Below are 23,320 nucleotides of genomic sequence, written 5' to 3' on the forward strand. Positions count from 1 at the left end.
GGATGTAAGGCGCGACTATACCGATTCATACCGATTTCGTTAAGCTTTCATAAATTTCGGAAAGCCTGTTGCAGAACGGTTTCACAACATCGTGACGGCGGGAGCGCGGGTGTTTTCGCTCCCGCCCAAGCACTCCTTGAAAATCAGGCGTTGGCGCCGCCATCGATGGTCAATGCGGCGCCGGTTACGAAACGTCCTTCCGGGCCGGCGAGCCAGGCAACCATGCCGGCAATGTCGTCGGCCTTGCCGAATCGCGGCGTCGCCATCTTCTGGCGCTGGTGTTCGGCATGCGGTCCGTCCGCCGGGTTCATGTCGGTGTCGGTCGAGCCGGGATGGACGATATTGGCGGTGATGCCGCGCGGACCGAGGTCGCGCGCGAGAGCCTTGGTCAGGCCGACCAGCGCCGCCTTGCTGGTGGAATAGGCGCCGAGGCTGGTGTCGGTGACGCGTTCGGCGAGATTGCTGCCGATCGAGATGATCCTGCCGCCCTCGCCCAAGTGCCTTGCCGCCGCCTTCGAGGCGATGAACAGATGGGGTGATTGGGGTCTCGGCCGAGCCAGATGATGGCGGCTGCTCCTGTCGAAATGTGAAAACGTGGTCGATGTGAGTCGCCACAAACATTTGGAAGGAGCAGCCATGAAGTACTTTGCCGGACTGGACGTGTCTTTGGAAGAGACCTCTATTTGCATTGTCGACGAGACTGGCCGGATCGTGAAGGAGGCGAGAGCGTTGAGCGATCCGCAGGCGTTGTGTGACGCGCTGAAGGGGACCGGCTTGCCGCTTGAGCGGATCGGCCTGGAAGCGTGCTCGCTGACGGCCTGGCTTCACGATGGATTGCACGCCGAAGGCTTGCCGGCGATCTGCATCGAGACGCGGCAGGCCAATGCGGCGATGAAGACCATGCCCAACAAGACCGATCGCAATGACGCCCGCGCGCTGGCGCAGATCATGCGCACCGGCTGGTATCAGCAGGTGCACGTCAAGAGCCGGCAGTGCCGGCTTTGGCGCTCGCTGCTGGTTGCCCGCCGCACGGTGCTGAACGAGATGCGTTCGATCGAGAACGTGGTGCGGGCGATGCTGCGCGAGGCCGGCGTCAAACTGGGCTTGCCGTCGCGCAGCGCTTTTGCCGGCCGCGTGCGGGAACTGGCCGGCGCCGACGCCCAGATGATGGCGATGGTCGAGCCGCTGCTTGCGATCCTCGCCGTCATGCTGGGAGAGTTCGCCCGCCTGACCAAGCAGGTTCTCGATATCGTGCGCAAGGAGGAAGTCTGCCGGCGGCTGATGAGCGCGCCGGGCGTCGGGCCGATCACCGCGCTTGCCTTCCGCGCCACGATCGACCGGCCGGAGCGGTTCGGCTCGTCGCGGGCGGTAGGAGCGCATCTGGGGCTGACGCCGGCGCGCTACCAGTCCGGCGAGACCGACATCCAGGGAAGGGTCAGCCGCTGCGGCGATGAACTCGCCCGCACCGCCCTCTACGAGGCAGCGCATTCGCTGCTCGTGCGATCGAAGAAGTGGTCGAGCCTCAGGGCCTGGGGCATGACCATCGCCAGGCGCCGGGGCATGGCGCGGGCGCGGGTGGCGGTGGCCCGCAAGCTGGCGGTCATCCTGCATCGCATGTGGGCCGAGGCAACCGAATTCCGCTTTGGAAAGGAGCCTGCCGCGGCGGCGGCGTGAACCGAGGCCAATCAAAGGAACACGCAACACGAACAAAGCCTTCGCCCGAAACGGCGATGCCCGGATCGTTCCGTGGGGACGATGGGCGAGGCGATCTCGTTGAGAGTCCCGAACCTGCCGGCCAAAACTCGGCAAAGTCGTGAAACAGATTGAGACGCCTCGCTCTCCTGACCCCATCATGCGGCGGCCAGAGCGCCGACCGCGAAGAGAAGCGAGTGACCCACGGAACGGTCCAGAAAAAAGTGCAGGAGCATCTTGACCTCAACGACCCCAATCAGAGAGGGGCTCTCAGATTGACCGACATGGTCTCATCGAAGTCGGCTAACGACAATGTATCGATGGGTGCGGCGCGCCAGATGCCGGCGCTGTTGACCAGGATATCGAGCCGTCCGAATGCAGCGACGGCCTCATCGACGGCCCTGTCTATGGCCTCGGCGTCCCGATTATCGGCCTTGATTGCGACGGCGCGGCCGCCCTTGGCCTCAATCTCGGCGACGACCGAGTGGGCCTGTTCCTCGCCATGCACATAGGTCAGGGGCAACATCGGCGCCGTCGGCCGCGAGCCTTCGCGCGATCGCCGCTCCGATGCCGCGGCTGCCACCGGTGACGAGTGCCACTTTGCCGTTCAAATTTCTGGAAGACATTGGTTTCTCCATTTATGTAGTGATTGATACATAAATACCTGTCAGGCTTGTCCAGTCGCGTCAACTCATTTATGTATCGATCAACACAGAAAAGAAGAACATGTCGGAAAGAGGCCGTCCCCGCACCTTCGATCGAACCGCGGCTTTGCGGCGCGCGATGGAGCTGTTCTGGGCCAAGGGCTATGAGGGCACGTCGGTCGCCGAGCTGACCGCGGCGATGGCTATCAATTCGCCCAGCCTCTACGCCGCCTTCGGCAGCAAGGAGGCGCTGTTCCTGGAAGCGACCGAATACTATACGCAAGCCGAAGGGACCGAGATCTGGGCCGCCTTGGACAAGGCATCGACAGCATGCCTGGCGATGGAGAACTTCCTGCGGCAGACAGCCAAGGCCTATTCGCAAACCGATCGCCCGCAGGGATGCCTGATTGCGCTGGGCGCACTGCATGAGGACTCAAGCAGCGGTGCCATCTGCACGGATTTGCGCCGCCGCCGCGCCGAAAACCTCACGGCCTTGCGCAAGCGCCTGGAGCGCGGCGTGGCCGAGGGTGAATTGCCTGCCGACTTCGACTGCGGTGCCGTGGCGACCTTCTACGCCACGGTGCAGCACGGCATGTCCATCCAGGCGCGCGACGGCGCTTCGTGCACCGCGCTGATGGCGACCGTCACCGGCGCGATGGCTGCCTGGCAAACGCTGGCAGGCCCGGACAGAGCGTGACAAACGCTGGCCGTTGTGGTGGAAATTCAGATATGCGCGGTTGGGAGGAAACAGGCCTGTGAAGAAGGGGTATCGCGAACTGCTGGATGAGGCCAACGCCGAGATCGAAGTGGTTTCGCCTGAAGAAGCGGCAGGACTGCTCGAGGACGAGGACACCATCTTCGTCGACCTGCGTGATCCGCGCGAAGTAGAGCGCGATGGGAAAATACCCGGCGCAAAGCATGTCACTCGCGGCATGCTGGAGTTCTGGATCGATCCCGAAAGCCCCTATCACAAGCCGTTCTTCGCCTCGGGCAAGAGCTTCGTTTTCTTCTGCGCCGGCGGCTGGCGCTCGGCGCTCGCCACCAAGACGGCGCAGGACATGGGACTTGCCCCGGTCAAGCACATCCTTGGCGGCTACACCGCCTGGAAGGCGGCCGGACTGCCCGTCGAGCCCGGCGAGAAGAAGAAAGCCTGACTGCGGCTCAATGCAGCAAGGATGGCTCGCGGTGCTCCGCGACGAAGGCTACGGCGCGTTCGACAACGCCCTTGTCTGCCAGAATGCGGCGATGGCCGAGCCCGTCGGCCCAGTGCAGCCGCACATGGCCGCCGGCGCCGGCATAGCGCTTTGCATGTTCGGCCGGCACCTCACGATCATTCGGCGCGTGGATGACCAGCGTCGGCACCGGCGCCTGGGCAAGCTGGCGGTCCCCGGTGAATTCATGCAGCGGCCGGCCGGACAAATGTTGAACACGGTCCGCCATCGCGACCTGCGAACGCGGCCCGACATTAAGCATGCGGCTGAAATCGGCGAAGATCGCCGGTAAGGAACTCGGTGCTGCGATCAGCACAAGCCGTCCGGCTGCCAGCGGCGGGATGTTCTTGACGGAACCGGCAATGGCATTGGCGGCAACGGCGCCGCCAAAGGAATGCCCCACCGCCGCGACAAACGGGCCGAACCATTCGCCAGTGACCCGTACGGCCTCGACAGCATTGACCATGTTCAAGTGCCGGCCCTGCGAATGGCCATGGCCCGGCAGGTCCAGCGAAACGACCCTGTAGCCGGCAGCGCGATAGCCTTCGATCAAAGCGCGCATATATTCGGTACGCGAACGCCAGCCATGAACGACAAGCACGGTGCCAAGAGCGGCCCTGCCCGGCTCCGGCCGGAATTCGTGCACCATGACGCAGCCGGTAGCCGTCTTCAGCCGATGATGGCGTGCCTCGGTCATGAACTCCGCAGCGCGGCCGATGGCGCGGCGTTCGCCGTCGGTCAGCGTCTTGGCGCTCGGCGTGCGGCAGAACAGTTCGAACGCCGCGCGCCCGGTGATGCGCGGCGCAATATGTTCGGCCGCACCAAATACGCTGCGGATGACCTTCAGCCCGATTGATGCCATAGTGAGAATCCATCCATACGTTCAAGCATGAACATAATAGTTCAAAGATGAACAATAAACAAGAGCTACCCTGGGACAACCCGCGTTTTCGCAACTGGGTCGCGGTGGCGCGCGCCTGCCATGTGCTGGAGCGCACGCTGGCGGTGAAGCTCGCGCCGCTGGATCTCAAGCCGGCGCAGCTCGACGTGCTGATGAACCTCTACCGCCATCCCGGCATGTCGCAGCACGACCTTGCCCGCAAGCTGCTCGTCGGCCGCTCCAACATCACCATGCTGCTGCCGCAGCTGGAGACGCGCGGCCTGCTGCGCCGCGAAGGCGACGAGAAGGACAAGCGCATCCTGCGGCTCGCCTTGACCGAAGCCGGCGAGGCGCTGCTGATGCAGGCGCTGAAAGTACACATGGCGCTGATCGAAAAGGCGATGAGCCAGTCGACGCCGGAGCAGTGCGACATGATCGGCGAACAGATGCGCAAAATCTATGAGGTGCTGAAGGAAGCCTAGCACCCAAGGCGTGCCGGGAGGTCAGGAGGCCGCCATTTGCAGGACAGCCTCACTGAATATCGGTGCATCGGTTACCACATCGTCTTCTTCGCCCGCTCCGGCCATTCCTTGTCGTAGGCCTCGCCGTCGATGTTCTTGCGGCTGGTGATTTCCAGGATTTTTCCGGGCGTCGGCAGTGATTTCGGATCGACATGCTTGGCCGGATTCCAAAGCTCCGATCGCACGATGGCGCGGGCGCACTGGAAGTAGACCGAATCGACATCGATGACGGTTACCGAGCGCGCCGCCTTGCCGTCGACCATGAAGGACGTGCAAAGTTCGGCGTCCGTGGTGATATGCGCTCGTCCGTTGATGCGCAGCGTGGTGCCGGAGCCCGGCACCAGGAACAGCAGCCCGACACGCGAATCCCTGATGATGTTTCTCAGCGAATCGGCGCGATTGTTGCCACGCCGGTCCGGCATCATCAGTGTCCTCGAATCGACGATGCGCACGAAGCCCGCAAGATCGCCGCGCGGCGAACAATCCAGCCCCTCCGGGCCGCTGGTGGCAAGCGCGACAAAGGGCGAGGCTTCGATGAAGGCGGCATATTCGGGAATGACGTGGTCGAGTTCCTTGACCAGCGAAGCTTCGCCAGGGACACCATAGAGCGCTTCGAGCTGTTCGACCGTGGTGATGAGCGACATCTTTTCGTCTCCGAACCTTTGCCGGCGCTACTCCACATCGATGACGTTTTGACGACAGCGATTGGATCAGCGGTCCCGGCTCAATCCCTTTTCCGCAAGCTCCGCCAGATAGGCATTCCAGCGCTCATCCTTCTCATGGCCGAGCGTGTGCAGGTAGTTCCAGGTGAAGATGCCGGTGTCGTGGAAATCGTCGAAGGTAATGCGCACTGCGTAATTGCCGACCGGCTCGATCTTGAGGATAGCCACGTTGCGCTTGCCGGGAACCGTCACCCGCTGCTCCGGCGAATGGCCCTGCACCTCGGCCGATGGTGAGGCGACGCGCAACAGTTCGGCCGGCAATTCGAATGGCTGGTGATTGGGAAAAGTGACCGACAGCAGCTTGCGGTCCTTGGAGACCCTGAGTTCTTTTGGCGCGGTCATGCTGTTTGATCCCGTATCGATTGCCCTTCCCTACGCCGCTTCGCGCAAGGGGAAAAGTCCTCATAGGCCGACCGACACATCGTGTCGGCTCCGGGATGTTACCAAAGATTGAGAAGCGGTATCTTGAATGGTGGGCTGGATCGTATCACATAGCTGTATATAACGATGCCGGTAACGGCCACGGAAACGCTCGAACATGAACATGATCGACCCCTTCGGTCGCACGATCAGCTATCTCAGAGTGTCGGTCACCGACCGCTGCGATTTCCGTTGCACCTATTGCATGGCCGAGGACATGACCTTCCTGCCGAAGAAGGACCTGTTGTCGCTGGAAGAGCTGGACCGGCTCTGCACCGTCTTCATCGAAAAAGGTGTCAAAAGGCTGCGCCTCACCGGCGGTGAGCCGCTGGTGCGCAAGAACATCATGCATCTGGTGCGCCAGCTGTCGCGCCATCTCGACAGCGGCGCGCTGGAAGAACTGACGCTGACGACCAACGGCTCGCAGCTGTCGCGCTTTGCCGCCGAGCTCGCCGATTGCGGCGTCAAGCGCATCAACGTCTCGCTCGACACGCTCGACGCCGACAAGTTCCACCAGATCACCCGCTGGGGCCATCTCGGCAAGGTCATGGATGGCATCGATGCCGCCCAGGCAGCCGGGCTGAAGGTCAAGCTCAACGCGGTGGCGCTGAAGGATTTCAATGACGCCGAACTGCCCGACATGCTGCGCTGGGCGCATGGCCGCGGCATGGACCTGACCGTCATCGAGACCATGCCGATGGGCGAGATCGACGCCGACCGCACCGACCAGTATCTGCCGCTGTCGCTGCTGCGCGCCTCGCTCGAACGCCAGTTCACGCTGACCGACATTCCCTTCAAGACCGGCGGCCCCGCCCGCTATGTCCATGTCGCCGAGACCGGCGGCAAGCTCGGCTTCATCACACCGATGACGCATAATTTCTGCGAAAGCTGCAACCGTGTCCGGCTGACCTGCACGGGCACGCTCTATATGTGCCTTGGCCAGGAAGATGCCGCCGACCTGCGTTCGCCGTTGCGCGCATCCGAGGGCAACGAACTTGTCGCCGACGCGATCGACGAGGCCATCGGCCGCAAGCCGAAAGGCCATGACTTCATCATCGACCGCCGCACCAGCCGCCCATCGGTGTCCCGGCATATGAGTGTCACCGGCGGCTGATTTTTTTCGAAAACTCTTCTGGCTCTATTGGCTTCGAGGCGAGCATGCGGCGACGTTCTTCGTTCCTGGCGACTGTCATTATCATCGCGGCGACCAGCGCGATCGCCGCGCCTTCCACCTATGTGAACGAGCGCTTCGGCACCGTCTGCACCTTTCCCGATGAGATATTTGCCGATCGTCAGCCCGAGCCGGAAAATGGCGACGGACAGGTGTGGCTGAGCGCGGATGGCGCCAGCCTGACCTGCTCCGGCATCCTCAACGTCGATGATGACACGCCGAAAGGCTTTGTCGCCGATGAAAAGGCAAGCAAGGAACCTGGCTACACCGTCACCTACAGCAAGGTCGGCAAGAACTGGGCGGTGCTGTCGGGGATGAAGGATGGAAAGATCTTCTACGAGCGGCGTCTGTTCGGCAGGGATGGCGTCATCCGCACGGTCTGGATCGATTACCCGCCGGCCCTGAAATCGAAATACGACCCTCTGGTCGGGCCGATCGCCGGCAGCCTCAAGGGGCCGTGAGCATTTTCGGTCACATCCCAGAAATAGTCTGATCCGCAAACGGTTGCCCGATTTACCGCCAGCATGTTCCGGCCTAGCTTTCCCCGCAGCGGAATCGTCGCTCACAGGGGGAATAAATCATGCGCAAACTCATTCTTTCTCTTGCATTGCTTGGCCTCACGGCCCTGCCCGCGGCAGCTCAGTCGATCGGCGGCACCTATACCGTCGCCGGCACCAATTTCGACGGATCGAAATATGATGGCGAAGCCACCATCACGCTGACCAGCGGGACGACCTGCGCGATCCACTGGGAGACGGGCGGCTCTTCCTCGGATGGCATCTGCATGCGCAATGACGACGCGTTCTCCGCCGGCTATGTCATGGGTAAGGATATCGGCCTCGTCGTCTACAAGGTCGAGGATGACGGCTCGCTGCATGGCCTGTGGACCATCGCCGGCAAGGAAGGCAACGGCACCGAAATACTGACGCCGAAGAAATAGGCATCGCGGAGACCAGACAGTTTTCGGGAGGCGGAGCCGTCTCCCGACCAGATTTGTGCCGAATCCAGGGCGTGATTTCGCGCCGGCTATGACGAATGCCCCGGTCCTGGCCCAGCCCTTTGCCATTGCGGTTTCGTGGCGGGCTGTTACAGGCTTGCTTGCCCAAGCAACCGGTAGATGTCTTGCCCCTTTCTCCAAATCTTCGCGGCGCGTTGTTCATGATGGTGGCGATGGTTGGCTTCACGCTCAACGACGCCATCACCAAATACTCTTCGCTATCGATGAACATGGCGCAGGTCATGCTGATCAGAGGGGCCTTTGCCTCGCTCTTCGTCGGCCTGCTGGCCTGGCAACGTGGCGCGCTTTCGCGGCCGCGCCTGATGCTGCAGCCTATGGTGGCAATCCGTGTCCTGGGAGAAGCAGGCGCCACCGTGTCATTCCTCGTGGCGCTTGCCCATTTGCCGATCGGCAGTGTTTCGGCCGTTCTTCAGGCGCTGCCGCTGGCGGTGACCATGGGTGCCGCGCTGTTTTTCGGCGAAGCGGTCGGCTGGCGACGCTGGCTGGCGATCGCCGTCGGCTTTGCCGGTGTGATGGTCATCGTCCGGCCGGGCTTCGACGGCTTCACCATCTATTCCCTTTGGGCGTTGGCCAGCGTCGCCTGCTGCACCGTGCGCGATCTCTCCACCAAGCGCATCCCCCAAACCATACCGACGATGCTGGTCTCGACCGCGACCGCACTGGCAATGACCGTCGTCGGCGCGGTGCTGTTGTCGCCGATGGGGGGCTGGACGCCGATGAGCGGCAAGAGCACGGCGCTCTTGGCGCTGGCGGCGGTGCTCGTGGTCATCGGCTACCAATCCGTCATCATGGCGATGCGCTCGGGCGAGATCTCCTTCATCGCGCCCTTCCGCTACACGGCGCTCCTCTGGTCCATCTTGCTTGGCCTGATCGTCTTCGGCGACATACCGGACATGCCGATGATCGTCGGTGCGACAATCGTCGTCGGCTCGGGTCTCTATGCGCTTTATCGCGAACGCGTTGTCGGCCGGCGGAAAATCGTCGCCGAAACCACCGGGCCGGCCATGGCGCCGGATGGAATCTAGCCGGGTCTTGTGATTTCCGGCGGCTGGCGTACAGGCTCGATGCATGGAGCGAGATATTGCAGGGATCGTCCTGGCCGGAGGCCAATCAAGGCGCATGGGAGGCGGCGACAAGAGCCTGTTGCCGCTTGGCAGCGGCAGCGTGCTTGACCAGCTCCTGTCGCGCTTTGGTCCGCAGGTTGAAATCCTGGCGCTGAGCGCCAATGGCGATCCCGACCGCTTTTCCCGTTTCGGACTGCCTGTGCTCGCCGACACGATCGAAGGCTTTGCCGGGCCGCTGGCCGGAATCCTCACCGGCCTCGAATGGGCCGCTGCCGGCACGCCTTGCAAGGCGGTCGTCACCGCCGCCGGCGACACGCCTTTTCTGCCGCTTGATCTCGTCGAGCGCCTGGCGGCAGCAGCCGGCGAGCATCCCGGTTCGATCGCCGTCGCCTTATCGGCCGGCAGGCGGCACCCGACCTTCGCGCTCTGGCCAATCGATTGCCGCGATGCCTTGCGGCATTTCCTGGTCGATGAGGACAACAGGCGGGTTTCGGCCTTCATCGAGCGCCATGGTCACGTCGAGGTGGAATTCCCGGTCCTGCAATCCACAGGGCTCGACCCTTTCTTCAACATCAATGTGCCGGACGATCTTGCCGAGGCCGCGCGGCTGTTGCAGAGCATGACATCATGAACATCTTCGGCATCACCGGCTGGAAAAACTCCGGCAAGACGACTCTGACCGAGAAGCTGGTCGCCGAGCTTGTGCGGCGCGGCTGGAAGGTCTCGACGGTCAAACATGCTCATCATGATTTCGACATCGACAAGCCCGGCGCCGACAGCTTCCGCCATCGCCAGGCCGGCGCCACCGAGGTCGCGATCGTGTCCGGCAATCGCTGGGCGCTGATGCACGAATTGCGCGGTGAGAATGAGCCGCCGCTGGACAGCATCCTCTCGCGGCTCGCCCCATGCGACATCGTGCTGGTCGAAGGCTACAAGCGCGAGACCCACCGCAAGATCGAAACGCGGCGCCTGGAAGCGAAGGACCGGACGCCGCTCGCGGCGGGTGATCCCAATATTGTCGCCGTCGCCGCGGATTTCGCCGTCACCGACGAAAGCCTGCCGGTATTCGACCTCGACGACGTAAAATCCATAGTCGACTTCATCGAGCGCACCACCGGTCTCGTTGCTTGAGAACTAACCTAACGGCAGAACCCCATTACCGATTTCGGTGGTTTTGCAGTTGCTTTTTTCTTGGAAAGAGTGGGAGTATCGCGCCAGCGGGCGGTCAAAAGCACCGCCCCACAGAGCCGTTTCGGAACGACGGCCGGGACCATAAAGAGAGGACTATCATGCGTATTGCACTGCGTATCGCGCTCGCCGCATCGGCTGCGCTGCTGACGCTCGGCGTCGCCCAGGCCCAGGAGAAGACCCTGCGGATCGGCACCGAAGGCGCCTACCCCCCCTTCAACAACCTGACCTCTGACGGCAAGCTCGTCGGCTTCGACATCGACATCGCCCAGGCGCTTTGCGACCAGATGAAGGTCAAGTGCACCTTCGTCGCCCAGGATTGGGACGGCATCATCCCCGCACTTCAGGCCGGCAAGTTCGACGCCATCGTCGCTTCGATGTCGATCACGCCGGAGCGCAAGGAGAAGGTCGACTTCTCGCACAAATACTACAACACGCCTTCGGCGCTCGCCGTGCCGAAAGACTCGACCCTGAAGGGCGTGACCAAGGCGGATCTCGCCGGCAAGACCATCGGTGTCGCCACGACGACCACCCATTTCAACTATGCCTCGAAGACCTACACCGACAGCACCGTGAAGGGCTATCCGAGCAGCCCCGAGGAGCAGGCAGATCTTGCCAACGGTCGTCTCGACGCCATCGAGGACGATATCGTGGTGCTGCAGCAGTGGCTGGATTCGCCTGATGGCGCCTGCTGCAAGATTCTCGGCCAGCCGTCGCCGCAACCGGTCGAGATCTTCGGGCCGGGCGCCGGCATTGCCGTCCGCAAGGGCGAGACCGACCTGGTCAACAAGCTCAACGAGGCCATCGACGCCATCCGCGCCAATGGAAAATACAAGGAAATCAACGACAAGTACTTCAAGTTCGACGTCTTCGGCGCCGAGTCCTGATAGACAGGATCAAGACGGCGGGAAAATTCCCGCCGTCTTTCTATTCATCTTAGGCCGTGGGGATAAGACCTGTCGATGCCAGCCCAGAGCATATGGACACTTCTCAGTTGGGGACCCGATGGCTGGAGTGACGATATTGTTTATGGCGCACTGATCACCGTTGCGCTTGCGCTCGCCACCCTGCCGATCGGATTGACGATCGGCTTTTTCATTGCACTCGCCAAGCAGTCCGAAGAACCTTCGCTACGCCTGGCCGCCAACATCTACACCACGGTCTTTCGCGGCCTGCCGGAACTGGTGACGCTCTTCCTGTTCTTCTTCGGCGTGCCGATCCTGCTGCAGCATCTCATCCGGTATTTTCGACCCGAAGCGACCATCGACGTCAACAGCTTCGTCGCCGGCATGATCGTGCTTGCCCTGATCTTCTCGTCCTATGCCAGCGAGGTTTTCCTGTCGGCCTTCCGTGCCATACCCAAAGGCCAGTATGAGGGGGGTTATGCCATTGGTCTTTCCTACGGGCAGACAATGCGCCTGGTGATCGTGCCACAGCTGCTGCGCATTGCGTTTCCCGGCCTCGAGAATTGCTGGCTTAGCCTTTTGAAGGACACCTCACTGGTGTCTGTCGTCGGTCTTGCGGAGACGTTGCGCAACGCCGGCGTGGCCGCTCGTGTCACCAAGCATTCCTTCCTGTTTTACGGCGTAGCGGCTCTGGTCTTTCTTGCTCTGGCCGTCGTGTCGTCCTTCGCCACCAGCGCCATCTTGCGCTCGCTCGGCAAAAGGGAGGCACAACGATGAGCGCGACAGCCACCATGATCGAACGGCCACCACCGCGGGCCCGCGGTTGGCCGCGAAGGCGCGTCGTCGGCTACGGGCTGGTCTGCCTGTGGATTGCCTTTGGCCTCGGCATCGTCAGCTATCTCTTTTTTGCCTGGAACGCGGCCTTCTTCGCCAAATATGCGCCGGCCTATCTGCAAGGGCTTGGGGTAACGCTCGCGCTGGTTTCCATATCGATGGTGCTTGGTGCGATCCTGTCGGTGCCTGTCGCCTATGGGCGCATGTCCAGGAATCGCATCCTGTCCGGCCTTGCCTATTGCTACGTTTATTTCTTCCGGGGCACGCCGCTGCTGGTTCAGACGTTTCTGGTCTATTACGGGTTGGGGTCGTTCAGGCCTCAACTCCAGATGATCGGGCTCTGGGATTTCTTCAAGGACGCCTTCAACTGCGGCGTCTTCGCCTTTGCGCTCAACACCGCCGCCTACCAGGCCGAGATCCTGCGCGGCGCTATCGAGAGTGTGCCGAAGGGCCAATGGGAAGGCGCTGCCTCGCTCGGCCTGCACAAACTGCAGACGCTGCGCAAGATCGTCCTGCCGCAAGCGCTGGTCGTCGCCTTGCGGCCTTACGGCAATGAGCTGATCCTGATGGTCAAGGCTTCGGCGATCGTCGCCATCATCACCGTCTACGACCTGATGGGCAATGCAAAACTCGCCTTCGCCAACTCCTTCGACATCCAGTCCTATATCTGGGTCGCCCTGGTGTACCTCGTGATGGTCGAGCTGTTGCGCCATGCCATCGAATGGATCGAGCGCCGGATCACCATCCATCTGAAACGCTGACGGGTTCCCATACTGTACCAGTCGATCGTGCCACAGGCGTCTTGACGAATTGAGCGCAGAGCCTAGAACGGTTCACCGTTTCGCAGAAACGCCGAACCGCTCTATCTCTTTGTTTTGACGCAATTCCTGTGGGAAAACCGCTTCACACTTTTCCTGGAATTGCTCTAGAGCTTTCGCAGCAATTTCGTTTTCGTCTGAAGGGCAAGTTCATGGCATCTGTGGCATTTCTCGGTCTTGGCGTTATGGGCTACCCCATGGCGGCACACCTCAGGAACAAGGGCGGCCACGACGTCACCGTCTACAACCGCACCAGGGCCAAGGCCGAGCAGTGGGTCGGCCAACATGGCGGCAGCCTGGCAGTGACGCCGGTAGAGGCAGCCAAGGACAAGGACTTCGTCTTTTCCTGCGTCGGCAATGACGATGATCTGCGCTCGGTGACGACAGGCCCGGACGGCGCCTTCAAATCAATGAAGAAAGGTTCGGTCTTCATCGACAACACCACGGCATCGGCGGAAGTCGCGCGCGAATTGGCGGCAGCCGCGCAAGCCGGCGGGTTCTCGTTTCTCGATGCGCCGGTTTCCGGTGGCCAGGCCGGCGCCGAGAACGGCGTGCTGACCGTCATGGTCGGCGGCGACCAGGCTGCCTTCGACAGGGCCAGGCCGGTCATCGACGCCTATGCCCGCATGGTCGGGCTGATGGGTTCGGCGGGCGCCGGCCAGCTGACCAAGATGATCAACCAGATCTGCATCGCCGGACTGGTTCAGGGACTGTCGGAAGGCATCCATTTCGGCAAGAAGGCCGGGCTCGACATCGAAAAGGTGATCGAGGTGATTTCCAAGGGTGCGGCCGGCTCCTGGCAGATGGAAAACCGGCACAAGACCATGAATGCCAGCAAATACGATTTCGGCTTCGCCGTCGACTGGATGCGCAAGGACCTCGGCATCTGCCTGGCTGAAGCCGACCGTAACGGCGCCAGGCTGCCGGTGACCGCGCTTGTCGATCAGTTCTACAAGGATGTGCAGGCCATGGGCGGCAAGCGCTGGGACACGTCTTCGCTGCTGGCGCGCCTGGAGAAGTAGGCGACCATGTCCCTGCCCGCTCCAGACTGGACCGCGCAGGATATCGTCGCGCACCTGCGCTCAATCGGCACCGAGGAAAACCGCGCCGGCATGGCACGGTTCGGCATCAACACGGCGACCGCGCTTGGCGTCGGCAATACGGATTTGCGGCCATTGGCGCGCAAGCTCAAGCGCAACCACGGACGGTCCCTGGCGCTGTGGGCCAGCGGCATTCGCGAAGCGCGGCTGCTGGCGGCTTTCACCGGCGAGCCGAAGAAGATCGCCATCGAAGAATGTCGCCGCTGGGCCGGCGATTTCGATTCCTGGGAAATCGTCGATACCGTCTCTGACCTGTTCGTCGACACGCCGTTCTGGCGCGAACTGGTCGAAGAGTTCGCCGCCGACGAGCGCGAATTCGTCCGCCGCACGGCCTTTGCCATGCTGGCCTGGGCGGCCGTGCATCTGAAAAAGGAACCGGACGCGACGTTCCTGTCCTATTTGCCTCTGATCGAAGCGCATGCCAGCGATGAGCGCAACTTCGTCAGGAAAGCCGTCAACTGGGCGCTGCGGCAGATCGGCAAACGCTCGATGAGCCTGCACGCCCCTGCCCTTGCGCTGGCCCAGAAGCTTGCCGACTCCCCCGGACAAGACCGCGCGCTGGATCGGCAAGGACGCCGTGAAGGAACTGTCGGATGCCAAAACGCTCGAACGCCTCGCCATCAGAAACGTTTGACCTTGCCAATATCCGCTTCATCGAGGTGACGCCGGCAACACGCCGCAATTTCGAGACTTTGTTCGAGCAGCCGGGTGCGCCGAAATACTGCTGGTGCATGGCCTGGCGGCACTCCGGCCGCGAGCACATCCAGAACGATGAAAAGAAGCGTCAGATGACAGCGCTCATCGATGCCGGAACCCCGGTCGGCATCCTCGCCGAGATCGACGGCAAGACCGTCGGCTGGTGCTCGGTTGCGCCGCGCGAGACTTATCGCAGGCTTTCAAAGCAGCAGGATGACAGTGAGACAGGCGTATGGTCGATCGCCTGTTTCTATGTGCCGAGGGTTTTGCGCGGCGTCGGCCTTGCATCTGCCTTGCTCGATGCAGCCATTGACCATGCCTTCGCCAAGGGAGCGCGCATCATTGAGGCCTATCCGGTGGCCGAGGCGTCGCCGAGTTACCGTTTCATGGGCTTTCGCGACATGTTTGCGGCGCGCGGCTTCCACGAGGCCGGCATGGCCGGTTCTCGCCGACATGTGATGCGTCTCGAGCATTGACCTCATGGACCTCGGCGTCTTTACTCCCAGGCAAAGGAAGCGGCCATGAACCATTTCAGATCAAGCTTCGCGCTCGCGGCCGCGCTGTCTCTCTCCGCCGCCGGCGCTTCGGCCGAGACCATGCACATATTCTGGAAGGATTTGCGGCCAGCGAGCCAGGCGGTTGCCGAAGACGCCGGCCTGCCGATGATCGCGGCAAAATTGCCCGATCATGGCGAAACGCTGTCCGTGGATTTGCAGGATAAGACCATACAATTAGCCGGCTATGCATTGCCGGTCGATCGTGACGGCGATCTCGTCTATCAGTTCCTGCTGGTGCCCTGGACGGGCGCGTGCAGCCACATGCCGACGCCACCGCCCAACCAGATCGTGCTGGTCACGCCAGCCCATCCCTACAAGATGTCGCAAGCCTACCAGTCGGTTGCCGTCACCGGTGCGCTGAAGCCGGACATGGAGAAAAGCCAGCTGTTCATTCTCGACGGCGTCAGCGTCATCCAGTCCGGCTACACCGTGCGCAAGGCGGAGGTGGTCGGCGTCGACAGCGTGCCGGACTCCGTCACCTTGCCGGTGAACTCACCGTGGAGTTTCCTCAACAAGAAGAAGAATTGATCGCGCTCAGGCCGCGTTGGCACCCGATTCCTTGTCCAGCACCATGTAGTCGAGCGGGATTTCGGTCGTGTATTTGATCTGCTCCATGGCGAAGGACGACGAGACGTCACGGATTTCGATCTTGGCGATCAGCCGCTTGTAGAAGGCGTCGTAGGCGGCGATGTCGGGCACGACGACGCGCAAGAGATAGTCGACGTCGCCGCTCATGCGGTAGAACTCGACCACCTCGGGAAACTCCTGGATAACCTCGGAAAACCGCCGCAGCCATTCATGGCTGTGCGAGTTGGTGCGGATCGAGACGAAGACGGTGACCCGCACATTGACCTTTTCGTGGTCGAGAATGGCGACGCGCCGCTTGATGACGCCCTCCTCCTCGAGCTTCTGGATGCGGCGCCAGCAAGGCGTGGTCGACAGGCCGACTTTCTTGGCGACATCGGCCACCGCGAGCGTCGCGTCCTCCTGCAGGAGGCGGAGGATTTTTCGGTCAAGGCGGTCCATTAGAGGCTCCTGGAGGAATGTTTATCTATACTCCCTCTTATTCCAGGCTTTCACAAGAAAGAAATTCTGCCAATCGCTACAAAAGCGAGTGATTTCTTGCTGAATGCCTAAGCGAGGCGATAGCGGATTTCCGAACGCAGGAAAGGCAGCAAATCCATTTCAAACCACGGATTCTGCTTCAACCAGCCGCTGTTGCGCCAGGACGGATGCGGCAGCGGCAACACTTTCGCACCGACGGAATTCTCCCAGATGGCGCGCCAGTCCATCACCGTTTCCGTCAGCGAGGGACGGCGCGCGGCGCCCATGTGCCAGGACTGCGCATAGATGCCGATCGTCAGCACCAGGTCGATCCGCGGCATCAGCGCCATCAAGGGCACGCGCCAGGCCGGCGCGCATTCGCGCCTTGGCGGCAGGTCACCGCCCTTGGCATCCTGGCCGGGAAAGCAGAAGCCCATCGGAACGATAGCGAATTTCTCGATGTCGTAGAATTCGTCGCTGGTCACGCCGAGCCAGCTGCGCAATCGGTCGCCCGAGGCATCGGTGAACGGCATGCCCGACAGGTGCACCTTGGTTCCCGGCGCCTGGCTGGCGATCAGGATGCGGGCGCCGGACGAAGGCCGCAGCACCGGTCGCGGCTCATGCGGCAGCGGTTTGCCGACGGGATTTTCGACGCAGATGCGGCAGGCCCGGACCTTTGCGGCAAAACTGTCCAGTTCCACGCTCAAGCGGCGGCACTCGGCCGGCTGGAGATCGCCTGATGCCAACGCAGCACATTGGTGCATTCTTCCGGCACCCTGATGCGCGCCGGCTTCATGAAGTCGATCGCGATCAGGCCGGTGATATCGGCAATCGAATAGCTGTCGCCGGCGGCGAATTCCCGGCTCGCCAACTCGCCGTCGAGGATTTTCAGGAATTCGATTGCCTTTGGTTTATTGGCCTCGCCCCATTCGGGGATCTGCGGAATTTCCCATTCCTTCATCGCTGGATGGATATGGCGAAAGGCCTGCGCGACGCAGCTCAGCAAATTGAACTCCATCCGCCTCTGCCACATCTCGACCTGCGCCTTGCCGAGCGCGCCACGTCCGAACAGGGCCGGCTCGGGATGCAACTCCTCGAAATAGCGGCAGATGGCGACGGATTCGGTGATGACGGTGCCATCATCAAGCTCCAGCACCGGCAGGCGCTGCAAAGGGTTGCGCGAGCTCACCGTCTGGCCCTTGTGCTCCAAAGCGCCCATGTCGACGGACACCAGCGGAACCGTGATCCCCTTCTCGGCAAGGAAAACACGAACCCGCCTTGGGTTGGGCGCCCGGCCTCCATCGAAGAGTTTCATTCGATCCTCCCTTTCCTTCCAAACCAATACGCCTCACCAGAAGCGAAAAATCTCCCGCACGGCGTCGCCGATCGACGCCAGCGTGCCGTGTTTTCGCTCCACGACCTCACCGTGATGGCTGTCGCGCCAGTCCTGCGGCTGGTCGAACGTACCTGCCCAGATACCGGCTTTTGCCGCGCGGGCAGCCGCTTGCTCACTTTCGTAGTCGCCAAAGGCAACGGCCCAGCCCGCCTCGACCTGGGCGCGGTTGAGGTCTATCCCGCCAGCCTTGCAGTCGCCGAGCAGCCGGCCATAGCGGTCCCGCTGCCAGCCGCTGCAGGTGACCGGCTTGCCGGCGATCAGGCGCACCAGCGATTGGCGCGCAAGCGTGCCACAGGCATAGTCAGTGCCGTTTCTGCGGCAGGTCTGGGTGTACTCCGGCGCGTCGATGCCGCGCATGCGGATGCGCTCGGTGCCGAGCGTGATCGAATCGCCATCATTGATGATGGCAGCACCTTGCGTCTGGCGCGTTTCCACCCGATCGAGGCGCGCCGCCAACAGGATCAGCAGCCCCAGTATGAGAGCAGCCAGCCCGTAGTCCAGCACTTTGCGCCACAGGCTTCTCGGGCCTGGCGCCGCGTACCGCCGACGCGATCTCGGCGACCAGGAACGGCTCATATGGCAAACGGTTGGTTAATCATTCGAACGTAGCTTAACACCTTGAAATCGCTGCGCGCATAAATTGAAGCTTTTGATGCCCTTGCAACGCTCGAACACAGCGGACAAGTTCATTGTGGACCGCAGGAAACCCCATCGCAACAGCGATGTGGCGCGCGCGGTGCGCAAGACGCGCGACCGTCTTTCGCAGCAGGCCGGCAATCTCGATTTCGACCGCGAACTGCTGAAACTCCACGCGCGCGCCATGACAAGCGGCGCCGTGGTCATCCCGCTGCTCGTCCTGGCGATCGCCGCGGCCGGCCGGCTCGCCGGCGTCGGCAACGAGATCGGGCTCTGGGCGCTGTTCACGCTCACTGGCTATACGATCGTCGTCTTCATGGCGCGGCGCATTGAGCGTACGGAAGCGTCCGAGCTCAACCCTTTGCAAGCGCAACGGGAATTCCTTGTCGGCCATTTCCTTTGCGGCCTCGGCTGGGGCTGGTTCGTCTGGCTTGGCTGCGGTGTCTGCCAGGTCGACCAGTTCCAGGTGGTCAAGGCGGTGGTGCTGCTGTTTGCCATGGCTGGGACCGCGGTCATGGCCTCATCCCTGAGCGGGGCGTTGCTGGCAACTTTTGCCGTTCCGGTCGCGCTCTATGCCTATGCCGGAGTCAAATTGTGGATGCCGGTCGAGGCGATCATGGCCGGACTGCTCGTCGTGTCGTTGCCTTTCTTCGCCTATATCGCCCGTCACCTCAACCGCTCCTCGCTGATGCTGTTGTCGTTCCGCTCCGAAACGGATGCGCTGATTGCCGAAGTCGAGACCGCGAAGTCGATGTCGGATGAGGCGCGGCGGCGGGCCGAGGACGCCAATCTGGCGAAGTCGCGGTTCCTCGCTTCGATGAGCCATGAATTGCGCACGCCGCTCAACGCCATTCTCGGCTTTTCCGAGGTGATGGCGAACGAGGTGTTGGGGCCGATGAGCAATCCCACCTATCGCGACTACGCCCATGACGTGCATGATTCCGGCCAGCATCTGCTCGACCTGATCAACGAGATCCTCGACCTGTCGCGCATCGAGGCCGGCCGCTACCAGCTCAACGAAGAGCCGGTGATGTTGCTCAACATCGTCGAGGATTGCTGCCACATGATGGAGTTGAAGGCGCGCAACAAGGATATCCGTCTCGTCCAGGATTTCGAACAGACATTGCCGCGGCTGTTCGCCGACGAGCGCGCCGTGCGCCAGATCACGCTCAACCTGTTGTCGAACGCCATAAAATTCACCGCCACCGGCGGCGAGATCCGCGTCCGCGTCGGCTGGACGGCAGGCGGCGGGCAGTACATCTCGATCAAGGACAATGGCCCCGGCATTCCCGAGGACGAGATCCCGATTGTGCTCTCGGCCTTCGGCCAGGGTTCGATCGCCATCAAGAGCGCCGAACAGGGCACCGGGCTCGGCCTGCCGATCGTGCAAGGCCTGCTCGCCATGCATGGTGGCGAGTTCGAGCTTCATTCCAAGCTGCGTGAAGGCACGGAGGCGATTGCCATCTTCCCGCTGAGCCGGGTGATGGAAGAGCTGCCGGCACTGCCGACCGCGGCGGTGGCGGCGCGACGGCGGTAGCACCTTCGTCAGCGCCCTGTGTGCCTCGTGCCTAGCCCCGCACAGCCGCCGCCATGCCCGAACTGGTCATCGCCGCCGCCTTGACCAGGCCTGCGCCAAGTGCTGCCCCTGCCCCTTCGCCATGGCTTATGCGGAGGTCAAGCAGCGGACGGAAGCCAAGCAGCTCGGCGGCCTTGGCGTGCGCAGGCTCCGGCGACAGGCTGGCGAGAAGACAATGGTCTAGCGCTGAAGGGTTCGCGGCATAAAGCACCGCTGCGGCAGCCGTTGCGGCAAAGCCGTCGAGCAGCACCGGAATCTTCTGCATCCGCGCGGCGAGGATAGCGCCGGCTATCGCCGCGAACTCGCGGCCGCCGACCCTGCGCAGCACCTCCAACGGGTCGTCGAGATGGCCGTGGTGAAAGGCCAGCGCCGCATCGACCACATCCGCCTTGCGGGCCTGCATCGCCGGATCGGCGCCGGATCCCGGCCCGACCCAATCGGCACCCCTGCCCCCGAACAGCGCCGCAAACAGGGCGGCGGCGACGGTGGAATTGCCGACGCCGAGATCGCCGAGGCAAAGCAAATCGGTGCCGCCGGCGATCGCTTCCATGCCGAAGGCCATGGTGGCCGCGCAACCGCGCTCGTCGAGCGCGGCGTCATCGGTGATGTCGCCGGTCGGGATGTGCAGGGCGAGATCGAATACCTTTAATCCGAGGTCGTTGGCGATGCAGATCTGGTTGATCGCCGCACCGCCGGCCGCGCAAAGCTCGACCGCGTTGGCGGTCGCCGCCACCGGGCGTGGCGAAATGCCATGCCTGACAACACCATGGTTGCCGGCAAAGACCGCCATCAGCGGTCTTGTCACGGCGGGCGGAGCCCGACCGCTCCAGGCGGCAAGCCACGCGGCGATGTCCTCGATGCGGCCGAGCGAATGCGCTGGCTTGTCGGCTTTGGCAAACAGTGTGCGCACCCGTGCCTCAGCTTTGAGGTCGGCTGCCGGCAGATTGTCGAGCAGGTTGCGGAAATCGTCGAAAGGCAGAGCGCTGATCATGTCGTGAGCAATCATTCCTGGAGTTGGGAGCGGCATAGCCGCGTTGCGTGATCGGCACAACCTCTCCCAAACATCCGCCTTGATTGCCGCAAAGATGGCCTGGGAAGGCGCGATCGCGAGGGCTTGCATTGGCTTTGCCGTTGCACCATGTGGAGATGGAACTCGGGATTCCGAATGGAATCCTCAAGAGAAAGTCATGACGGCCATCGAATCCCCCTGCATCCTTGTCTGTTCGATCGACATGAAAACCGGCTTCTGCTTCGGTTGCGGCCGCACGCGTGAGGAAATCGGCGCCTGGATGGGGATGACGCCCGAAACGCGCCGCAATGTGATGGCCGAATTGCCGGCCCGGCTGGAAACGGTCGAGCGCCGGCCGCGCCGGGAAACGCGCCGCACCCGCATGGCGCGTGAACGCGACGCACTTTAGAGGCACGAAATGAGTAGCCGGCTGTTCTGGATTTTGATGGCGGTGATCGGCGTGGGAGCGGTCCTCCTCATGCTCAACGATTCCGCCGGCAGCACGCTCGGCGTCGAGAACTACGATTTCGGCCGGCTGATCTGGCTTGGCGCCTTCGGCGCCCTGATCGGCGCCGGCCTGCTGCGGTCAGGCCGCCCGTTGGGTGCGATGGCCCGCAACCTTGGCGCCTGGGTGGCAATCGTGCTGGCACTGGTCGCCGGTTACCAATATCGTTACGAACTGCAGGACGTCGCCAGCCGGGTGACCGCCGGGCTTGTTCCCGGCAGTCCGCTGGCTCTCGGCGTTGAAGACGGCCACGCCACCGTAACCCTCGACAAAGCCGACAATGGCCATTTCGAAGCGCGCATCCTGGTCAATGGCAATCCTGTGCGGGCCGTTGTCGATACCGGCGCGACCAGCACGGTGCTGACGTCGGAAGACGCGCAAGCCGCCGGCTTCAACCCGGCCGCGCTCAACTACACGATACCGGTTTCGACAGCCAACGGCATGGCGCGCGCCGCGGCGGTCAAGACCGACGCGGTGGCGATCGGCGGCATCGTGCGCAAGGACATGTCGGTGATGGTCGCGGCACCCGGCATGCTGAGCCAAAGCCTGCTTGGCATGAACTTCGTCGGCTCGCTCTCGGGCTTCGACGTGCGCGGCGACCGCATGATCCTGCGGGACTGAGCTCAGGCCGCCTCGGCCGTCCCTCTACCGAATTCGACCGCGGCGAAAGCCGTCTTCAGCACGTCAGGCCCGGCACCGGGCCGGTTTGCGTCGGTCGACAGGATCTGGCGGTAGCGGCGTGCACCCGGCAATCCGTGGAACAGTCCGACCATATGGCGGGTGACATGGCCGAGCCGCCCACCCTGTTCGATGTGACGCGCCGCATAGCCGGCCATCGCATCGATCAGCGCAGCGAAATCGAAGGCCTCGGGTTTCGCACCGTAGAAGGCGGCGTCGACGCCAGCCAGAATGCCTGGTGTGTGGTAGGCGGCGCGGCCAAGCATGGCACCATCGACATGATCGAGATGCGCCCGCGCCTCTTCAAGCGACTGAATTCCGCCATTGATACCAATGAATTCGTTCGGTTTTTTGGCCTTCAGCCGATAGACCCTGTTGTAGTCGAGTGGCGGGATGTCACGATTTTCCTTGGGACTGAGCCCCTCCAGCCAGGCCTTGCGCGCATGCACCCAAAGCGCGTCTGCGCCGGCATTGAGAACCCCGTCCGCCAGCGCATCGAGCGCCGCCTCGGGATCCTGCTCATCGACGCCGATCCGGCATTTGACGGTGACAGGAATTTTCACCACCGCCTTCATCGCCGCGACGCAGTCGGCAACGAGGCCGGGCACCTTCATCAGGCAGGCGCCGAATGTGCCCGACTGGACGCGGTCGGACGGGCAACCGACATTGAGGTTGATCTCGTCATAGCCGAAGGCTTCGCCAATGCGCGCCGCTTCGGCGAGTTTTGCCGGATCGGAGCCTCCGAGTTGCAAGGCGACGGGATGTTCCAGAGCATCGAAGCCGAGCAGCCTCTCGCGCGCACCGTGGATGACGGCGTCGGCCACCACCATCTCGGTATAAAGCAGCGCACGGCGCGTCAGCTGGCGATGGAAGAACCGGCAGTGCCTGTCCGTCCAGTCCATCATCGGCGCTATGGCCACTCTATGGTCTTGATTTTTCAGCATTTTTTCTTTAACATCAAACCCTTAGAACCTGACGAGTGCACACGAATTTACGCCAGAATACGACCCTTTTCGCCACGTTTCGATCTCTCAG

General features: G+C 62.5%; 28 protein-coding genes and 3 pseudogenes. 20 read left to right on the top strand and 11 right to left on the bottom strand.

The features are described 5' to 3' along the window. Positions 1-143: 143 nt before the first annotated feature. Positions 144-527: pseudogene (locus tag HB778_RS30590) on the bottom strand (SDR family oxidoreductase); the annotation flags it as partial. A 109-nt stretch (positions 528-636) separates the two neighbouring features. Between HB778_RS30590 and HB778_RS30595 the strand changes: the two are divergent. Next, a complete protein-coding gene (locus HB778_RS30595; RefSeq protein ID WP_183459330.1) occupies positions 637-1,674 on the top strand; it encodes an IS110 family transposase in 1,038 nt (345 codons plus the stop codon). A gap of 280 nt (positions 1,675-1,954) precedes the next feature. On the opposite strand, the pseudogene HB778_RS42885 reads toward HB778_RS30595, so the two are convergent. Then, positions 1,955-2,318: pseudogene (locus tag HB778_RS42885) on the bottom strand (SDR family NAD(P)-dependent oxidoreductase); the annotation flags it as partial. Positions 2,319-2,418: 100 nt separating this feature from the next. Here HB778_RS42885 and HB778_RS30610 point away from each other — a divergent pair. After that, positions 2,419-3,033 carry a TetR/AcrR family transcriptional regulator gene (locus HB778_RS30610; RefSeq protein WP_183459335.1) on the top strand — a complete coding sequence of 205 codons (615 nt, stop codon included), beginning with the start codon at positions 2,419-2,421 and terminating at the stop codon, positions 3,031-3,033. Positions 3,034-3,091: 58 nt separating this feature from the next. After that, complete coding sequence (locus HB778_RS30615; protein WP_095200211.1) at positions 3,092-3,490, top strand: rhodanese-like domain-containing protein; 399 nt, start codon at positions 3,092-3,094, stop codon at positions 3,488-3,490. Between the two features lie 7 nt (positions 3,491-3,497). On the opposite strand, the gene HB778_RS30620 is transcribed toward HB778_RS30615, so the two are convergent. Next, entirely contained in the window at positions 3,498-4,409 is a 912-nt protein-coding gene (locus tag HB778_RS30620) for an alpha/beta hydrolase (RefSeq protein ID WP_183459337.1), read from the bottom strand. A 47-nt stretch (positions 4,410-4,456) separates the two neighbouring features. Between HB778_RS30620 and HB778_RS30625 the strand changes: the two genes are divergently transcribed. After that, positions 4,457-4,909, top strand: a complete 453-nt coding sequence (locus HB778_RS30625) for a MarR family winged helix-turn-helix transcriptional regulator (RefSeq protein ID WP_019858112.1) — start codon at positions 4,457-4,459, stop codon at positions 4,907-4,909. 71 nt (positions 4,910-4,980) lie between these two features. Here HB778_RS30625 and HB778_RS30630 read toward each other — a convergent pair whose 3' ends face one another. Together HB778_RS30630 and HB778_RS30635 are read right to left on the bottom strand one after the other, a co-directional pair. Beyond that, positions 4,981-5,592: a pyridoxamine 5'-phosphate oxidase family protein gene (locus HB778_RS30630; RefSeq protein WP_183459339.1), complete on the bottom strand. Its 612-nt coding sequence runs from the start codon at positions 5,590-5,592 to the stop codon at positions 4,981-4,983. Positions 5,593-5,658: 66 nt separating this feature from the next. Next, on the bottom strand, positions 5,659-6,012 hold the full coding sequence (locus HB778_RS30635) for a gamma-butyrobetaine hydroxylase-like domain-containing protein (protein ID WP_095200208.1): 354 nt from the start codon (positions 6,010-6,012) through the stop codon (positions 5,659-5,661). Positions 6,013-6,208: 196 nt separating this feature from the next. On the opposite strand from HB778_RS30635, the gene moaA reads away from it, so the two are divergent. The 13 genes and pseudogenes from moaA to HB778_RS30700 all read left to right on the top strand — a co-directional run bounded on the left by moaA (position 6,209) and on the right by HB778_RS30700 (position 15,969). Beyond that, complete coding sequence (moaA, locus tag HB778_RS30640) at positions 6,209-7,204, top strand: GTP 3',8-cyclase MoaA (RefSeq protein ID WP_183459341.1); 996 nt, start codon at positions 6,209-6,211, stop codon at positions 7,202-7,204. 44 nt (positions 7,205-7,248) lie between these two features. After that, entirely contained in the window at positions 7,249-7,722 is a 474-nt protein-coding gene (locus tag HB778_RS30645; RefSeq protein WP_095200206.1) for a hypothetical protein, read from the top strand. Positions 7,723-7,841: 119 nt separating this feature from the next. Continuing rightward, the gene (locus HB778_RS30650) at positions 7,842-8,201 is read left to right on the top strand and encodes a hypothetical protein (protein WP_095200205.1); all 360 of its coding nucleotides are present in this window, start codon (positions 7,842-7,844) and stop codon (positions 8,199-8,201) included. 182 nt (positions 8,202-8,383) lie between these two features. Further along, on the top strand, positions 8,384-9,304 hold the full coding sequence (locus HB778_RS30655; RefSeq protein ID WP_183459343.1) for a DMT family transporter: 921 nt from the start codon (positions 8,384-8,386) through the stop codon (positions 9,302-9,304). A 43-nt stretch (positions 9,305-9,347) separates the two neighbouring features. Next, positions 9,348-9,974: a molybdenum cofactor guanylyltransferase MobA gene (gene mobA, locus HB778_RS30660; RefSeq protein WP_183459345.1), complete on the top strand. Its 627-nt coding sequence runs from the start codon at positions 9,348-9,350 to the stop codon at positions 9,972-9,974. Next, positions 9,971-10,474 carry a molybdopterin-guanine dinucleotide biosynthesis protein B gene (gene mobB / locus HB778_RS30665; RefSeq protein ID WP_183459347.1) on the top strand — a complete coding sequence of 168 codons (504 nt, stop codon included), beginning with the start codon at positions 9,971-9,973 and terminating at the stop codon, positions 10,472-10,474. The genes mobA and mobB overlap by 4 nt, the downstream gene beginning before the upstream one ends. 158 nt (positions 10,475-10,632) lie before the next feature. Further along, positions 10,633-11,418 (top strand): ABC transporter substrate-binding protein, encoded by a 786-nt coding sequence (locus HB778_RS30670; RefSeq protein WP_095200202.1) that lies wholly within the window; start codon positions 10,633-10,635, stop codon positions 11,416-11,418. Between the two features lie 75 nt (positions 11,419-11,493). Then, the gene (locus tag HB778_RS30675; protein ID WP_095200201.1) at positions 11,494-12,213 is read left to right on the top strand and encodes an ABC transporter permease; all 720 of its coding nucleotides are present in this window, start codon (positions 11,494-11,496) and stop codon (positions 12,211-12,213) included. Then, the gene (locus HB778_RS30680; protein ID WP_183459349.1) at positions 12,210-13,031 is read left to right on the top strand and encodes an ABC transporter permease; all 822 of its coding nucleotides are present in this window, start codon (positions 12,210-12,212) and stop codon (positions 13,029-13,031) included. Before HB778_RS30675 ends, HB778_RS30680 begins: the two co-directional genes overlap by 4 nt. A gap of 209 nt (positions 13,032-13,240) precedes the next feature. Beyond that, positions 13,241-14,110 (top strand): NAD(P)-dependent oxidoreductase, encoded by an 870-nt coding sequence (locus tag HB778_RS30685; protein WP_183459351.1) that lies wholly within the window; start codon positions 13,241-13,243, stop codon positions 14,108-14,110. Between the two features lie 6 nt (positions 14,111-14,116). Beyond that, positions 14,117-14,822 (top strand): annotated as a pseudogene (locus tag HB778_RS30690) (DNA alkylation repair protein). Then, positions 14,782-15,360, top strand: coding sequence for a GNAT family N-acetyltransferase (locus HB778_RS30695; protein ID WP_183459353.1), 579 nt, complete (start codon positions 14,782-14,784; stop codon positions 15,358-15,360). The pseudogene HB778_RS30690 and the gene HB778_RS30695 overlap by 41 nt, the downstream one beginning before the upstream one ends. Before the next feature lie 45 nt (positions 15,361-15,405). Beyond that, positions 15,406-15,969 carry a DUF3299 domain-containing protein gene (locus HB778_RS30700; RefSeq protein ID WP_183459355.1) on the top strand — a complete coding sequence of 188 codons (564 nt, stop codon included), beginning with the start codon at positions 15,406-15,408 and terminating at the stop codon, positions 15,967-15,969. Positions 15,970-15,975: 6 nt separating this feature from the next. Here the strand turns inward: HB778_RS30700 and HB778_RS30705 are convergent, their stop codons facing one another. From HB778_RS30705 to HB778_RS30720, 4 genes are all read right to left on the bottom strand, one after another. Next, positions 15,976-16,467 (bottom strand): Lrp/AsnC family transcriptional regulator, encoded by a 492-nt coding sequence (locus HB778_RS30705; protein ID WP_006205209.1) that lies wholly within the window; start codon positions 16,465-16,467, stop codon positions 15,976-15,978. Positions 16,468-16,574: 107 nt separating this feature from the next. Next, positions 16,575-17,249: a uracil-DNA glycosylase family protein gene (locus HB778_RS30710; protein ID WP_183459357.1), complete on the bottom strand. Its 675-nt coding sequence runs from the start codon at positions 17,247-17,249 to the stop codon at positions 16,575-16,577. Next, positions 17,189-17,800, bottom strand: coding sequence for a glutathione S-transferase (locus HB778_RS30715; RefSeq protein WP_183459359.1), 612 nt, complete (start codon positions 17,798-17,800; stop codon positions 17,189-17,191). Before HB778_RS30715 ends, HB778_RS30710 begins: the two co-directional genes overlap by 61 nt. Before the next feature lie 33 nt (positions 17,801-17,833). Next, positions 17,834-18,457, bottom strand: a complete 624-nt coding sequence (locus tag HB778_RS30720; protein WP_183459361.1) for a thermonuclease family protein — start codon at positions 18,455-18,457, stop codon at positions 17,834-17,836. A gap of 76 nt (positions 18,458-18,533) precedes the next feature. On the opposite strand from HB778_RS30720, the gene HB778_RS30725 reads away from it, so the two are divergent. Then, positions 18,534-20,054 carry a sensor histidine kinase gene (locus HB778_RS30725; RefSeq protein WP_183459363.1) on the top strand — a complete coding sequence of 507 codons (1,521 nt, stop codon included), beginning with the start codon at positions 18,534-18,536 and terminating at the stop codon, positions 20,052-20,054. 31 nt (positions 20,055-20,085) lie between these two features. On the opposite strand, the gene HB778_RS30730 is transcribed toward HB778_RS30725, so the two are convergent. After that, positions 20,086-21,084: a nicotinate-nucleotide--dimethylbenzimidazole phosphoribosyltransferase gene (locus HB778_RS30730; RefSeq protein ID WP_183459365.1), complete on the bottom strand. Its 999-nt coding sequence runs from the start codon at positions 21,082-21,084 to the stop codon at positions 20,086-20,088. Between the two features lie 196 nt (positions 21,085-21,280). On the opposite strand from HB778_RS30730, the gene HB778_RS30735 reads away from it, so the two are divergent. Together HB778_RS30735 and HB778_RS30740 are read left to right on the top strand one after the other, a co-directional pair. Beyond that, positions 21,281-21,511, top strand: a complete 231-nt coding sequence (locus HB778_RS30735) for a DUF1289 domain-containing protein (RefSeq protein ID WP_010909481.1) — start codon at positions 21,281-21,283, stop codon at positions 21,509-21,511. Between the two features lie 9 nt (positions 21,512-21,520). Further along, complete coding sequence (locus HB778_RS30740; protein ID WP_183459367.1) at positions 21,521-22,228, top strand: TIGR02281 family clan AA aspartic protease; 708 nt, start codon at positions 21,521-21,523, stop codon at positions 22,226-22,228. Between the two features lie 2 nt (positions 22,229-22,230). On the opposite strand, the gene dusA is transcribed toward HB778_RS30740, so the two are convergent. Next, the gene (gene dusA, locus HB778_RS30745; protein ID WP_183459369.1) at positions 22,231-23,229 is read right to left on the bottom strand and encodes a tRNA dihydrouridine(20/20a) synthase DusA; all 999 of its coding nucleotides are present in this window, start codon (positions 23,227-23,229) and stop codon (positions 22,231-22,233) included. Positions 23,230-23,320: the final 91 nt, after the last annotated feature.

The sequence above is a fragment of the Mesorhizobium huakuii genome (assembly GCF_014189455.1).
Taxonomy (GTDB): domain Bacteria; phylum Pseudomonadota; class Alphaproteobacteria; order Rhizobiales; family Rhizobiaceae; genus Mesorhizobium; species Mesorhizobium huakuii_A.